This window comes from Vibrio misgurnus (assembly GCF_029635775.1).
GTDB lineage: Bacteria > Pseudomonadota > Gammaproteobacteria > Enterobacterales > Vibrionaceae > Vibrio > Vibrio chanodichtyis.
Genome location: NZ_CP113242.1, coordinates 581,197 through 595,935 on the forward strand (window position 1 = coordinate 581,197; position 14,739 = coordinate 595,935).

Genomic DNA, 14,739 nt, shown 5'->3' on the forward strand with positions numbered 1-14,739 from the left:
GATAAAAAAGGGAAGCGCGAGATAAGGCGAGATAAAAGAAAGGCATTCCGAAGAATGCCTTGTGATCACTGGGGGAGTGGTCAGCGTACCTTACGCTTGTGGCTCACTCTGCTCGACAACTGGAGAAGCAACTTCAACGGCGGCATCCGCAAACACTTGGGTAGGTTTACCAACTAAGCTGCGATTTTCCTGATTCACTTCTGTCAGCACAATTTCCAATACATCACCCAATTGATACACCACTTGTTTATCAATCAGTACCGTGCCGGTTTCGCCGTTACATTCGAGACGCTCTTTATTGGCCAAGATCAGCGCACCCGGAATAAAGGTCATTGCGCCGTTTTCCAGTAAACGTACGCGCATGCCCGCACGGTTGATATCAAAGATTTCGGCTTGGAAGCGAGTCTCTTTGGCCGGTTCATCCGCCAGTGTGCGCGCATAGAGCCAATCGGCGACATTACGCTCTGCAATTTTGTGGTGTTTACGATGCAGCGCAAGCTCTTCACCCACCGTTTCATCTGGCGTTTGCACTGGAGCTTTACCCAAAATGTGCGCTTTGAGTAAACGGTGGTTGATCATATCGCCATATTTACGGATTGGAGATGTCCAAGTCGCGTAGACATCAAGCCCCATCGCAAAATGCGGCAGTGGCTGGTTGCCAATTTCGCTGTAGCTTTGGCTCTTACGGATCCGGTTATCGAGATAGCTGGTCTGTTGGGTCGCTAGCCAACGGCGCAGAGCAGCAAAGCCAGCGACACTGGTCAGTGTTTCCACATCGGCATCCGGTGCACCGTGCGCGGCCATTAATTCAACTACATCGGCCAATTTTTCAGCTTTGAAACCAGCGTGAGTATTGAATACGCCAAAGCCAAAAGTTGCTTGCAGGGTTTGACCTGCACAAATATTGGCGGTGATCATCGACTCTTCCACCAAGCGGTTTGCCGAGCGGCGCATATCGGCATGAATGGCCACCACATCGTTATCTGCGCTCAGTTCGAAACGATAATCTGGGCGAACAGGGAACACTACGGCGTGGGTTTCGCGCCAATTCGCACGTGCTTGTGAAAAGGCGTAAAGATCGCGGACTACTTGGGCAATCTCGGTACTCGGTTGCCATTGCTCAGAGTGGCCAGTCTCCAACCAGTCAGAAACATGGTCATACACCAAGCGTGCATGGGATTTGATGTTGGCGGCAAAGAAGCGAATGTCATCGCCAATTACGCCATCTTTACTGATGGTTACCGAGCAGCACAGCGCAGGGCGAACTTGGTTTTCCATTAACGAGCAAAGCTCATCGGCCAGATCACGTGGCAGCATTGGAATGTTGCGCCCTGGCAAGTAGATGGTAAAGCCACGCTCGCGGGCGACTTTGTCCATCTCATCTTCTGGCGTGATATAAGCGGTTGGATCGGCAATCGCGATGGTTAACGCAAAATCATCGTTAGGCAACTGCTGCGCGTACAGCGCATCGTCCATATCTTTGGTCGATTGACCATCGATGGTGACAAATGGCAGGTCAGTCAGATCTTCACGCACCAAATCAGCGTCATCTTTTAGTTGCCAGTCGTCAATTCCGGCCGGTTCGCTATTGGGCAGATCATTTTCCGCCAGCGTAACCCACCAAGGTGCAATTTTATCATCCGCATCGGTGATTTTATGCGTAATTTCGGCAAAGAAACCGTTATCACCCTTCAGGGGATGGTGGATGAGCTGCGCCACCACCCAATCACCTTCTTGCAGATCTGTTCCGTTAAGGCCTTTTTTGGCTTTCGCCTTGAGTGCCATCTTTTTGAGTTGTGGATGATCCGGCGCAACATTCAGTTTGCCTTTAAACAGTTTTACGCGGCCAATGAAGCGCGTCAGCGATTGTTCGACCAACTCTACAGGCTCGGCGACTTCACGTTCATTCTCGGTACGGATGAACGCCATGACTTTGTCACCATGCAGGCACTTCTTCATATATGGAGGTGGAACAAAGTAGCTAGTCTTACTATCCACTTCGAGGAAGCCAAAACCTTTGTCGCTGGCTTTGATGGTGCCTTCTTTTTTAGGCAGGGTTTCTTGGATTTGCTGTTTAAGCTGCGCGAGGAGCGGATTGTCTTGGAACATTTTATTTATCTAACCGTTTAAGTTGGGCACAACTATAATCATTGAAGAGGTGGATTACTACCGAAAACGTGAGATTGGATGGGATTTGCAGCCGATTTGCACGCTGAAAATATCAGCAGTTTCTCAGTTTTTATGGTTTTTTCGGTTAATCAGACGCCATTTTTCCTTTGCTAAGAAAATTTTGTGATGAAATTCAATTTTTTCTGGCTTTTTTTATGCGTTTAAGGAATAATCCGCGTCCCTTATATGTCCCTAGCGGCTTGATGCGTTTTAATACTTATCCGCATCTGAACGGACTCAGCAATTCATTGGATTGGTTGGAATGGTAAAGCACGTGGGACCTTGGTTATTTCTTCATTTAGTGGGATCCCCATGCAAGATACTGCAATTCAATTCAGTGATTTAGCACTGAACAGCGACATCCTTTCTGCCCTAAACGAAATGGGCTTCGTATCACCAACGCCAATTCAAGCAGCGGCAATTCCTTTTCTGCTTGATGGCCGTGATGCACTAGGTAAAGCGCAAACCGGTACTGGTAAAACAGCGGCATTCTCTTTGCCTCTGCTCAACAAACTTGATCTGTCACAATACAAGCCACAAGCTATCGTTATGGCTCCAACTCGTGAACTGGCGATCCAAGTTGCAGCAGAAGTCAAAAACCTTGGCAAAAACATCAAAGGTCTTAAAGTTCTTGAGATCTACGGTGGTGCTTCAATTCTTGATCAAATGCGCGCACTGAAATCAGGTGCGCACATTGTGGTTGGTACTCCTGGTCGTGTAAAAGATCTGATCACACGTGATCGTCTACACCTTGACGAATGTCATACCTTCATCCTTGATGAAGCAGACGAAATGCTCAAAATGGGCTTCGTGGATGACGTAACTTGGATCATGGAGCAAGCGCCTGAATCAGCACAACGTGTGTTGTTCTCTGCGACTATGCCACCAATGGTAAAAGACATCGTTGAACGTTACCTACGTAACCCAGAGAGCATCGACGTAGCGGGTTCTAACCAAACTGTTGCAAAAGTTGAGCAGCAATACTGGGTAGTAAAAGGTGTTGAAAAAGACGAAGCGATGGCGCGTCTGCTGGAAACCGAAGAAACCGATGCTTCAATCGTATTCGTGCGTACTCGTCAAGATACCGAGCGCCTAGCGGATTGGTTGTGTGCCCGTGGCTTTAAAGCGGCGGCTCTGCACGGTGATATTCCTCAATCACTGCGTGAGCGCACTGTTGATCATATCAAACAAGGTGTGATTGATATTCTGGTCGCGACTGACGTTGTGGCTCGTGGCCTTGATGTTCCACGTATCACTCACGTATTTAACTACGACATTCCGTTTGATGTGGAATCTTACATCCACCGTATCGGCCGTACTGGTCGTGCTGGACGTAAAGGTAAAGCGATCCTGTTAGTGCGTACTAACCAAATTCGCATGCTGCGTACCATTGAGCGTGTAACTCGTTCTTCAATGGAAGAAATTCAACTGCCGCATCGCGATAAAGTAGCTGAGTCTCGTCTGAATAAGCTGGGTCTTGAACTGGCTGAAGATAAAGAACACAGCTCACTAGAGCGCTTTACCGATTTGATTGAAAAGCTGCAAGCTTCTCTGGAAATCGATTCAACCACACTGGCGGCGATCCTGCTTAAGCGTCAGCAAGGTAAACGTCCACTGTTCTACGTTGGTGCAGACCCAATGATCGAAGCGATGGAGCGTGAAAAATCACGTCGTCGTGAGCGTCGTGATGACCGCCGTGATGGTGATCGTCCAGCGCGTCGTGAGTTTGGTGGCCGTGATCAAGAGAACCACGATTGGAACACTTACCAACTGCAAGTTGGCCGTGACCAAGGCGTACAAGTAAAAGATATCGTTGGCGCATTGGCGAACGAGCTGGGTCTGACTAAAGGTTCGATCGGCGCGATCAAACTGGCGCAAGGTCATACTTTCGTTCAGTTGCCAAAATCAATGTCGAGCGATGTGACCAATAAACTGCGCAAACTGCGCATTCGTCAAAAAGAAGTTGGTGCAGTAGTGTGTGACTTCGATGATTTCCGCGAATCTCGTGGTGGTCGTCGTGACGGTGGTGCTCTACGTCGTGATGGCGCGCGTCGTCCAGAAGGCAACCGTGAAGGCGGTTTCCGTGGCGGTCGTGAAGGTGGACGCGAAGGCGGCCGTGGTCGTAGCGGTGAAGGTCGTCCTTTCCGTGAAGGCGAGCGTCGTTTCGAGCGTAACCGTAGTGGTGAAAGCAGCGGTAGCTACCGCGGCGAGCGTGGCCATGGCCAAAGCCGTCGTCGTGACGAAGCTTAATCATTAGTGGTTGATTGATAAACCCGCCGTTTTTACGGCGGGTTTTTTATTGTTATCCCTAAACCACCGCCTTGGGCGGTGGTGATTGTTTTGAAAATAAAAGGGAAAGATGGCTAATGTCAGAGCTATATTATTCTTCGAACGGCAGTAAAAATAAGCCGCGAGGGTTAAATACCAAATAAGCGTGCTGAGTTAACGCGTGATTAAACTGCGCGGAATTGAGCTGTAACAGCAGTTCTTGATCGTGCCATTTTACGGTCACTTCATACATTGAACCCATATACGCGGATTTGAGGATTTGGCAGGCTTGGTTTTCGCAGCCTTGCGTATGTAAGGTAATGGCTTCTGGTCGCACGCCAATTTGGTATTCGCCGATAGGCTTATCCCGCGTTACTTCTAGATCGGCATCAATCGCATAGCCATGAATATGGATCTGCTTCCCATCAAAATAGCCTTGGAACATGTTTGCTTCACCCATAAAGTTTGCCATAAACATCGACTTAGGCGCTTTATACAACTCTTGTGGCGTGCCAATTTGCATGATATCGCCCTGTTTCATCACGATAACAGTATCTGATACCGCGAAGGCTTCTGCTTGATCGTGCGTCACGTAGAGCGAAGTAATATCAAAGCGCTGTTGCAGTTCGCGAATCGTTTCACGCATGCTACGGCGCAAGTTGGCATCTAAGTTACTCAACGGCTCATCAAACAACAGCACTTTAGGTTTGAGTACCAAAGCACGGGCAAGGGCAACACGTTGCTGCTGGCCGCCGGAAATCTGGTCAACATAACGTTCACCCATTCCTTCGAGATCAACAATTTTAAGTGCTTCATCAACTCGCTGATGCACTTCTTCACTCGGCAATTTGAGCATCTTTAAGCCATAAGCCACGTTTTCGTACAGAGACATGTGCGGGAATAGGGCGTAAGACTGAAATACCATACAGATATCGCGTTGTTGGATGGAACGTTCGGTGACATCTTCACCATCAATGAAAATCTGCCCGCTGGTCGGTTTCTCTAAGCCGGCAACCAAACGCAAAACGGTGGTTTTACCGCAACCGGAAGGGCCAAGTAACGTAACCAAGCTGCCTTTTTTGATCTCAAGATCCAAGTTGCCAATCACGGTATTGCTACCAAAGCGTTTGCAGATGTTTTTGAGTACAACAAAGTTTTGTTTTTCCACGGTGATGTCTCCTAAGAATCTTGATTGGTGGCTTTGGAACGAGAAACGCGAGCTTCACCGACCAGTAAATCGAACAACAAAATGATGGCTAACATCACGACAATCAGCACGGAACCGTAGGCAATAGCGATGCCGTACTCACCATCTTCGACTCGGTTGAGAATGTAGGACGTTGCAACGCGGGTTTCCGGTGTAACCAGAAAGATGATGGCACTGACCGTGGTCATCGCCCGCACAAAGCTGTACACCAGCGTGGATAGAATCGCGGGGCGTAACAGTGGCAAAATGATGTAGCGAATGGTTTGTAATGAGCTGGCACGTAAGCTGAGTGAAGCTTCATCCAATGATTTATCGAGCTGCCCGAGTCCTGCAATACCAGAGCGGATCCCCACAGGCACGTTTCGCATCACCATCGAGATCACCACAATTGCGGCGGTGCCAGTTAAATAAATCGGCGCATCGTTAAACGCCAAGATGTAGGAAACCCCTGCTACTGTACCGGGTACGGCAAAGCAGAGCATGGTAGAAAACTCGATCACTTTTTTGCCGTAGAACTGCTGTCTCACTACCACATAAGCAATCAATAAGCCGAACAGGGCAGTAATCGGAGCCGCCACACCCGCATAAATCATGGTGGTGATCAGTGAAGGCCAAGCGCCATCAGACATGCCATTCCCAAACAGATTGAGATAGTTTTTGAAGGTCAGGGTGTAATCGACGCCCCAGTTGACCGTAAAGCTGCCAAAGAAGATGCTGCCGTAGAGCAGAACGTTAAAGATCATCCACGCATACAAAGTCACAGTCACGCCAAATTTCAGTGAGGCAGGCATCTCTTGCACATCGCCACGGTAGGCTTTGCCAGAAATGGTGACGTAGGAGCGCTGCCCGATCCACAGATACTGCACTACAAAAATCGCGAGTGAGAACAGCAGCAGAACCGAGCCGAGTGTGCTGGCTGAAGCGTAATCCAACTGCGCCCCTGCAATATAGAAATAGATTTGCGTCGCGAGCACATCAAAGCTGCCGCCCAGCACCAAGGGGTTACTGAAATCTGCCAATGATTGCACGAATATGATCAAAAACGAGTTGGCTAACGCAGGTTTAAGCAGCGGCATGATAATGCCAAAGAAGGTTTGATAACGGTTGGCTTTGAGCGTGTAGGAAGCCTCTTCCAACGAAGGATGCAGAGACTTGAGTGCGCCATCCAAAATCATGAATGACATAGGTGCAAACGCCAGCACCTGTGCGAGCCAAATGCCCGTGAAGCCATATAACCAATTGGTTTTCTGTAAACCAAACCCATCGACCATTAACTCAGTGATATAACCCGAACGACCCAGCATTAAAGTCACACCCAACCCGACAATAAAGGGCGGTGTCACGATCGGTAAAATGGAAAACACGCGTGCGATAAAGGCGGAACGTTTAGCAATACGTGTGGTGTAAATGGCAAAAATCAGTCCGAAGAAGGTTGCGCCAACGCCTACCGCAATACCGAGTGCAATTGAGTTGTAGATGACGGTCAGAGTATGAGACTGGGACATGATCGTCATGAACTGCCATGCCGTCCAGTTGCCCATGTCATCTTTAAACATCGGCAGGAAAATGGCGATGCTCGGATAAACAATAAAAATCACAATCAGCAGAATGATGCTGATCAGTGAGCCAATCACAAAGTGATCGCCACCGAGGTATTCCAAGCGGGCGAAGGCGAGCGTCATAATAGCACCAAGGGCAGTGAACAGAATGATACTGGAATAACCCAACCCTTTACTGCTTAGCCATGCACTCAGCAAAATGGCCAACATGCAGAAGCCAGAATACGCAATGTCGAGGTAGTGGCGAATCGTGTGCTGACGCCCCTGTGCTTGCCGAGGCCGAAAGACAAGCAATAAAGGCAAGCCAAACCAGAACCAAGAAATGTTTGGCTCACTCCAACCCATGGCGGCATAAAATTCATCTGGAGTGGATTCAAACAGCCCATAATCCAGAGCAAATGATGGCAGAAGAATAAAGCTAAACAGCACCGCAGCCAGCCAGTAAAAAACCGGATCGGTTTTGACTGGCTGGTGGAGTGTCAGTTTCAGCGCTTGAGAAGGCTCATGCATGGTAAGACCTTAATATTGAGTCGCACTTAACCAGCCCGCAAGCTGTGAGCAAACTAAGTGTCAGGGGAGAAATACCGCCACTGAGTGGCGGTGCGACTACGATTTCGGGTTAGTTACCCATTTTGATCTCGTTAACCCACTTGGTGATCAAACGCTTACGCTCATCAGAAGAACCGTAGGTTTCCATATCGTAATTGATCAGCTTGAGTGCTTTCGGGTCAAGCGCATAGGGTGATTGTTCCGCTTGAGTATTAGTCAAGATTTGGTAGGAGTCCCCTTGTTTCCATGCCATTTCTTGGCCTTCTTTCGACAATACCCAGTCAACGAACAGCTTGGCGTTATTGAGGTTGCGTGCACCTTTAATAATGCTGACTCCACCAATTTCGTATCCAGTGCCTTCACAAGGAGAGATGAGTTCGAGTGGGGCACCTTTGGCTTGTTCTAGCGAGTAGTCATGCAGGAATCCAATACCAATCGCCACTTCACCACGTGCAGAGTTTCGTGACGGCGTCACTCCAGACTTGGTGTACTGAGAAACGTTTTTGTCGAGCTTTTTGAAGTAGTCAAATGCGGTTGGTTCATCCCACAACTGAATGAAGGTTGCGAGTGCAGTATAAGCTGTGCCAGAGCTTTGTGGGTCGGAGATTTGAATTTCGCCTTTATATTCCGGCTTGGTCAAATCCGCCCAGCAACGCGGAATAGGAATGCCTTTTTGTGCTAAGCGTTCGGTGTTCACACCAAAGCCCAAAATGCCCATGTAAACTGCAGAAGAGTAGTTACCTTTGCGTTTGGCTGGATCACGGAACGCTTCCATGATGTTGGCCAGTTCTGGGGATTGGTAAGCTTGGAGTAAGTCCATTTCACCCGCTTGTGACTGTGGGTCAAGCGTGCCGCCATACCAAACATCTGCTCGTGGGTTGTTTTTCTCTGCATCAATTTTTGCGAGTGTACTGCCTGAACCGTTGCGTACAAAGGAGGTCTTCACATTGTATTTATCGGCAAAAGCTTTGGTGCTCGCCTCACACATAGCGTTTGTTGCACTGCAGTAAACCACCAAACGGCCTTCAGCATGAACCAGCGGCGCGGTCATTATCGAACCAAGAACACTCAGTGCCAGCAGCGTGCGTTTTGCATTAACAATCATTGGGTTTTCCCTCTTGTTGATGCTCCCTTGTGTCCTTGTCAGCTCGGTACTGTGTCAGGTCATAAAGTGGAGCACAATTACGTTATTGGATGGTAAAGATTGGTTATGTTTATCACTCATCTTCCGTCACTGGTTGCTGAGCTTTTATAAAGGGCAGCAGTTGTAAACTGATCACGGCTGCTGACGCAGTAATAAGGCAGAAGAAGCCTTCCCAGTCCCATGCTTCAATAGCCAGTGACATGGGGTAGCTGGCTAAAGCTGCACCGAGATAGCTAAATAGTCCAACAAATCCGGTCGCTGTGCCTGCCAAATCTTTCCTTGCGCATTCTGCGGCTGCCATACCAATCATCATTTGTGGGCCGAAGACAAAAAATCCGATGCAGAAGAAACAGCCAGCCAAAAACCATAAATGATCGATAGGTGTCAGCCATAAGGCAGCAACGGAGGCAAAAATGCCTAATGCAAAAATCAAATTCATCGGGGCGCGGTTGCCGCGAAAGTAATAGTCGGAACCCCAGCCACCAAGCAATGAGCCCAAAAATCCGCCCACTTCAAACATCGCTACTGCGGTATTGGCACTGAGAATGTTGTAAGCGTGCCGCTCAACCAGATAGAGCGATCCCCAGTCGTTAATGCCAATTCTGACCACGTACACCAGCAAGTAAGATCCACACAACAGCCAAATGTAGCGATTAGTCAGTACGTAGCGATAAACCGCAACGCGGAAGGCGAGTCCTTGGCCTTCTTTTTCGTGTTCCAGTTCAAGTGCATCACCGCGCCATTCGCCGACCGAAGGCAATCCCATTTCGGTCGGCTTCTCTTGAATGCGATAACAGAGCCAAAGCCCAACAAAAATCGCAATCCCACCCGCAAACAAGAACCCATAACGCCAGCCAAAGGTTAAGCTGATAAAACCAATCACGATGGGGATCAATGCGCTACTTAAGTTGTGGCAAGTATTCCAAATCGACCACCAAAAGCCCCGTTCGCTACGTGAATACCAGTGTGTGAGCACCTTGGCACACGCTGGCCAGCCCCAGCCTTGAAAAAAGGCATTCGCCGTCCATAACAAAGTAAAAGCCAACAAGGACGAACTTAAACCAAAAGCCATGTTGATGATGCCAGTGGCTATCAACCCCAGCCCCATGAAATAGCGAGAGCGGGAGCGGTCAATCATCAAACCCGAAACAAATTTTGACACCCCGTAAGTGAGGTAGAACAGCGTACCGAGAAAGCCTAAATCTGAGTAATCGAGTCCTAACTCACTGAGCATTTGCGGCATCGCAAAATTGAAGCTTTTACGTGTGAGGTAGAACACGCCATAACCCACATACATGGAAATCATCAAATGAATGCGCCAGTGACGGTAAGCCTGATCGATTTCCATCGTTCCTATGGGTTGTACCTTGGGTACAATCTTCATATTGCTTGTCCTTATTGAGTTTTATCCTAATCAAGTAAGGTCGGAAAAACATGGGAAGGAGTTGTATTCATCTAGGAAATTTTCCTAGTTTTTAGGCATTTGTTAACGGTTTTGTGGGTAAGTTAACAATTATTCGCGTGCCAGTTTGGAAACTGGGCGACGTCATCATTAATTGGCCGCCCAGCGCCGAGACTCGCTCGCTCAATCCTTTTAAGCCTTGTCCGCGCACACGCCAGTCGGGGGGTAAACCAATGCCATCGTCTTTGACTTCCAGCACCATTTCACTACCCGGAAACAGGCTAATGTGTACGTGGTTCGCTTTGGCATGCTTGGAAATATTGTTCAGTAATTCCTGCACAATTCGATACAAAGTCACCCGCGTGGTATCGTCCAGCTTTTGTGGATTCACCCCCATATTGAGACGAACCGTAATACCTTGTTCGGCAAACCGCATTTCTTGCACGAGCTGACGAATCGCATGTTCTAACCCGAGTTCATCCAAAATGTGCGGTCGCAACTGCTTTAAAAGTTGTCGAGTGGATTGATGAATACGCATGGCGAGCGACTGCACGCTGGACGCTGCTTGCTTGGCTTGATCGTTACTGGCTAAACGTTCAGCGAGCATGGATTGAATTTGAATCGCGGTAATGTTTTGGCCGATCTCATCATGCAGTTCACGGGCAACCGATTTACGGATTTGTTCTTCCACTGAGACGAGCTGGCGCGCGAGATCTTGCTTCTCACGTAACTCTTTGGCTAAACGGGAGTTCATTTTGTGCAGCAATAAAGAAAGCTGGTGCTGGCGGCTAATGGCGATACCCAGCCCAAGTCCCACGAGTGCTTGGCTCGACATAAAAATCAGCAGCTCTTGATCCGAAGAGAATGAACCACTGAACTGGCGTGCAGTTGCAAGCAGAATGCAGTTTAAGCTGCTCGCCAACACGCCACCTTGCCAACCATAACGATAGGCAAGAAAAATCGTCGGTAGCAAGATGATCAATAGGGCAAAGGGTTTCATCTGTTCAAGCAACGTCAGCTCAGCCAGCAGCCCTAAGCTGAAAAACACTAAGCTCCACACTAGCATTTTCGGCTTAAGTTTCACATCGTGGTGAATCAGTTGCGGAGAGAGGGGATTCCACGTTTGGTGACGAAGGTAGTCGGTCACCAGATACAAAAATGGTGTGAGCACGATGCCTCCCGTGAGCGAAGCGATGCTCACGGCAATTAACGTATCCGCTCCCATTTGTAGCGGTTTCGCCAACAAGGTAAAAGTCAGGCCAACCAAAATGGTGTGCAGCAGCACCAGTGCAACGATCAGCAGCAACTTTTGCCAGTACAGATTTAATTTCTGCCAATGCTGGCGGGCAATGGCCGCGGCCAGCCAAACCACCCAAGGCATGAGCAGCATCAAAGGGCTGGACTGTTCTGGGAGCAACACCAAGATCGCGCCAGCCAAGAATATGTCACTCAGTAACCAAATCCAAGTATGGGTTGGGCGTGCTAATAAATAGACCACCAAGCGTAAGCCGGTGGGAAAAAGCAGATAGGCTTGTAGTGGATTGTGGCTCAAATATTGGCTGATGTTCCATAGGCTAAATTGACTAATACTGTAGAGAACAAAAGCAAAAATTAGTGGAAACAGCTTCGGCATAATTAACCTTCCGCGAGCAGATGGTGCTGCAGAGCAAAGCGGATCAAATCAACGTTATTGGTTAGGTTTAACTTGCTAAGAATGTTGGCTCGATGAACGTGAACGGTTTTGTGGCTAAGAAACAGCGCTTGCGCGATCTCTTTCACCTCTTTGCCTTGTACCAATAAATCAAACACTTCTACTTCACGCTTGGTGAGGTCGGCAAGCACATTATTGATATCGGGATTACTCAAGTTGACCAAAGCATCGGCGCACAAATATCGTCTGCCAGAGGCAACGGTGCGAATGGCACTCACCAGCTCACTCGGGCCACAACGTTTTGAAAGATAACCTTGTGCACCTGCATCCAGAGCTTTTTTCACAAACGAAGCAGAATCATAAATACTAAGGATGATAGCTTTGAAATTGGGGTTATGCTGATGCAAGCGTTCTAGCAGATTCAGACCATTTTCATCCGGCATTGAAATATCAATGATGGCCACATCGACAGGAGAGCCTATCAAGGCATGAAATGCTTCTTTTGCACTCTCATATTCACCTTGTACCATTATATCTTGCTCAAGATTGAGTAACTGAGCGAAGCCTGAACGAACAATCGTATGGTCATCAATAAGTGCAACTGTAATCATATGGTGGCGTTCGTTGAAGCAATTAATATTTACAAAAGTGTAATGTTTTTGCGTTGTGATGGTTGAGACATACTGCACGAAGAGTTACTTCGCGATAAAGAAAATAGAATTGTTGTTGTCCGTTCAACTTGAAAATACCGGTTTTCAATATTTTAACATTATGGTGAATTCTGGACGTGGGGGAGTTGTAAACAGTAGGCCAATTTTTGACATGAAATAACCCGACGCACTGTTGGTATAAATTGACAACGTTGAGATAGCTGTGAATGAAAAAAGATAACCAGATAAAAACCAATAAGGTTTTATCTCTACGGCAACGTTTGAATCGCCTTATACTTAGAAGAGCTTAAATCTATTTTAATAGAGCGACTCAATAGCCACCGTGGTGATATTAAAGATTTGGTCTCCCCGAAGCGCAGCAAAATTGGCTAGCTTATTGGTTTAAGTGGGGGCACGAGGTGAGGCTGTGTCGGGTCTGGCGATGGTTATACAACATGCGCTGCCTGCTTATAGGCTGGCGGCCTTTTAGCGGTGGTGATTGTGGCTATCGATAACTTGATCAGCGCACAGTTTTACTGCAGCTAAAAAATAAGGCGACCACAAATAGGTCGCCTTATGGCATTTTAACGACAATCCGCTTAAACGATTAACGGTCCCAATACGCTTCTTCTAAACTATCTTCACGTTCAGGCAGGGCACGTGATAAGCGAGGTGAGTGCTGAGTCAGTACTTCGTAACTGACTCGGTTGGCGTATTTACACACTTGTGAAAGTGATGAGTAGGTTAAATAGGGCAGTTCATGCTTGGCTGAATTTGGCACGTTACGTTGGTGATAGGTATTGGCGGCCATATCATGCAGCAGTGCTGAAAGTGCGCCATCGCCAGCGCCATTGGTGTTTTTGATCTCCAGCGGGCCGCCTAAGTAGGGACCAATGAAAGAGTATATTTTTAGGGGTTGTTGGCAATCTTGTTTACGCATCGCACGGCTGAATTCATATTGATTAAATTGCGCAATATGACCGGCGAGCAGTGGCAGTTCCGTTTCACGCTTGGCAGACTCTTCAATATAGCCAGCCATATATAAGCCATCAGGACCTGCGGTACACAACACCAAATCAACCCATTGCAGGGCTTGATCTGCAGCCAGTAGTGGATCGCTTTCACCGGTGAGTGCTGCACCCTCTTCTTCATTCATGGCGACCACAGTGATGTGCTCTTTTAAATAGTTTTGCCACCACTCGGCTTTACCTTCGATCACATATTTGGTGCCAAGGGTGAGAACCACCGGAATTGAGCGCGCTTTGGCAATTTCAATCGCGCGTTGTACCGCTTGTGGCATTGGGTCTTCTGGCTTGCCACGCATCAAATAGGATGACACTACCAAAGCGGAGGCTTTCTCAAATACTTCTGTTGGAATATTTTCCGGGCGTAGTTGATTCATATGCCCTTCATTAATCGCAAAGGTGCGTTCCCCATCACGTGAAATCAGCGTATAGCAGCGTCCAATCGGACCATCGACCGTTTGTAAGTGGTTGAGATTCATTCGTGATGATGTACGGCACAGATAGCGATAAGCATAAGAGCCGACTTCAATATTTTTTGACATCACGCCAAGCAACACCGATTTGCTATCGGCCAGTACCGAGTAATTGTGCAGTGTGTTACCTATGGTATCACCCGGATACTGATGAGTGATTAATCCGCGCTCAACCAATTCCTTATACAGCGCATCGGCTTTGCTCTCTTCAAGCACCAGTGAGTGGCCTTTACTGAGATCGTAGCGAGCTAAGAACTCGTCATCGACGCGCGCTTCGATATCGACAATCGTTTGTCCTACGCCGACTATGGTGGGTCGATGCAATTTAGGAGCAGGCTGGAGTTGGTTGATAAGTGGATCTCGGGCGTGAGTTGGAAAGTAGTGCTTAGATTTGCGCTGGCCAGGAAACTTCATTTTGAAAGTGCGGATTGAAAATTTTCGCGGATCATATCACAAATTCTATGGATTACTTTCATTTTATTACCGCAAGAAGTGAGCTTGATCAGCTCCGAGGGTTTGGTTGATGGGACGATCGTTATCGTCTCTGTCGAACAAAACAGGCCAAAATTGGGAGAGAAAGGCCGTAGTAAGGGATGCTTGAGTGAGAGTATCACCGAGCAATAAGCCAGTGCAGAGGCACTG

At 48.0% G+C, this 14,739-nt stretch carries 9 protein-coding genes; 1 reads left to right on the forward strand and 8 read right to left on the reverse strand.

Features of this window, described 5'->3' with window-relative positions:
* Nucleotides 1-90: 90 nt before the first annotated feature.
* Nucleotides 91-2,109, reverse strand: coding sequence for an exoribonuclease II (gene rnb / locus OOK74_RS14365; protein WP_278183357.1), 2,019 nt, complete (start codon nucleotides 2,107-2,109; stop codon nucleotides 91-93).
* A 372-nt stretch (nucleotides 2,110-2,481) separates the two neighbouring features.
* Here rnb and OOK74_RS14370 point away from each other — a divergent pair, with 372 nt between their 5' ends.
* Nucleotides 2,482-4,419 (forward strand): DEAD/DEAH box helicase, encoded by a 1,938-nt coding sequence (locus OOK74_RS14370; protein WP_278183358.1) that lies wholly within the window; start codon nucleotides 2,482-2,484, stop codon nucleotides 4,417-4,419.
* Between the two features lie 130 nt (nucleotides 4,420-4,549).
* Here OOK74_RS14370 and fbpC read toward each other — a convergent pair whose 3' ends face one another.
* The 7 genes from fbpC to OOK74_RS14405 all read right to left on the reverse strand — a co-directional run bounded on the left by fbpC (nucleotide 4,550) and on the right by OOK74_RS14405 (nucleotide 14,511).
* A complete protein-coding gene (fbpC, locus tag OOK74_RS14375) occupies nucleotides 4,550-5,605 on the reverse strand; it encodes a ferric ABC transporter ATP-binding protein (RefSeq protein ID WP_274721734.1) in 1,056 nt (351 codons plus the stop codon).
* An 11-nt stretch (nucleotides 5,606-5,616) separates the two neighbouring features.
* Entirely contained in the window at nucleotides 5,617-7,713 is a 2,097-nt protein-coding gene (locus OOK74_RS14380) for an ABC transporter permease (protein ID WP_278183359.1), read from the reverse strand.
* Between the two features lie 109 nt (nucleotides 7,714-7,822).
* Entirely contained in the window at nucleotides 7,823-8,857 is a 1,035-nt protein-coding gene (locus OOK74_RS14385) for an ABC transporter substrate-binding protein (protein WP_278183360.1), read from the reverse strand.
* 112 nt (nucleotides 8,858-8,969) lie between these two features.
* Nucleotides 8,970-10,280, reverse strand: a complete 1,311-nt coding sequence (uhpC, locus tag OOK74_RS14390) for an MFS transporter family glucose-6-phosphate receptor UhpC (RefSeq protein WP_278183361.1) — start codon at nucleotides 10,278-10,280, stop codon at nucleotides 8,970-8,972.
* A gap of 91 nt (nucleotides 10,281-10,371) precedes the next feature.
* Nucleotides 10,372-11,931: a signal transduction histidine-protein kinase/phosphatase UhpB gene (gene uhpB, locus OOK74_RS14395; RefSeq protein WP_278183362.1), complete on the reverse strand. Its 1,560-nt coding sequence runs from the start codon at nucleotides 11,929-11,931 to the stop codon at nucleotides 10,372-10,374.
* Between the two features lie 2 nt (nucleotides 11,932-11,933).
* Nucleotides 11,934-12,560 (reverse strand): response regulator transcription factor, encoded by a 627-nt coding sequence (locus OOK74_RS14400; protein ID WP_278183363.1) that lies wholly within the window; start codon nucleotides 12,558-12,560, stop codon nucleotides 11,934-11,936.
* A 646-nt stretch (nucleotides 12,561-13,206) separates the two neighbouring features.
* Entirely contained in the window at nucleotides 13,207-14,511 is a 1,305-nt protein-coding gene (locus OOK74_RS14405) for an inosine/guanosine kinase (RefSeq protein WP_274721740.1), read from the reverse strand.
* Nucleotides 14,512-14,739 lie beyond the last annotated feature (228 nt).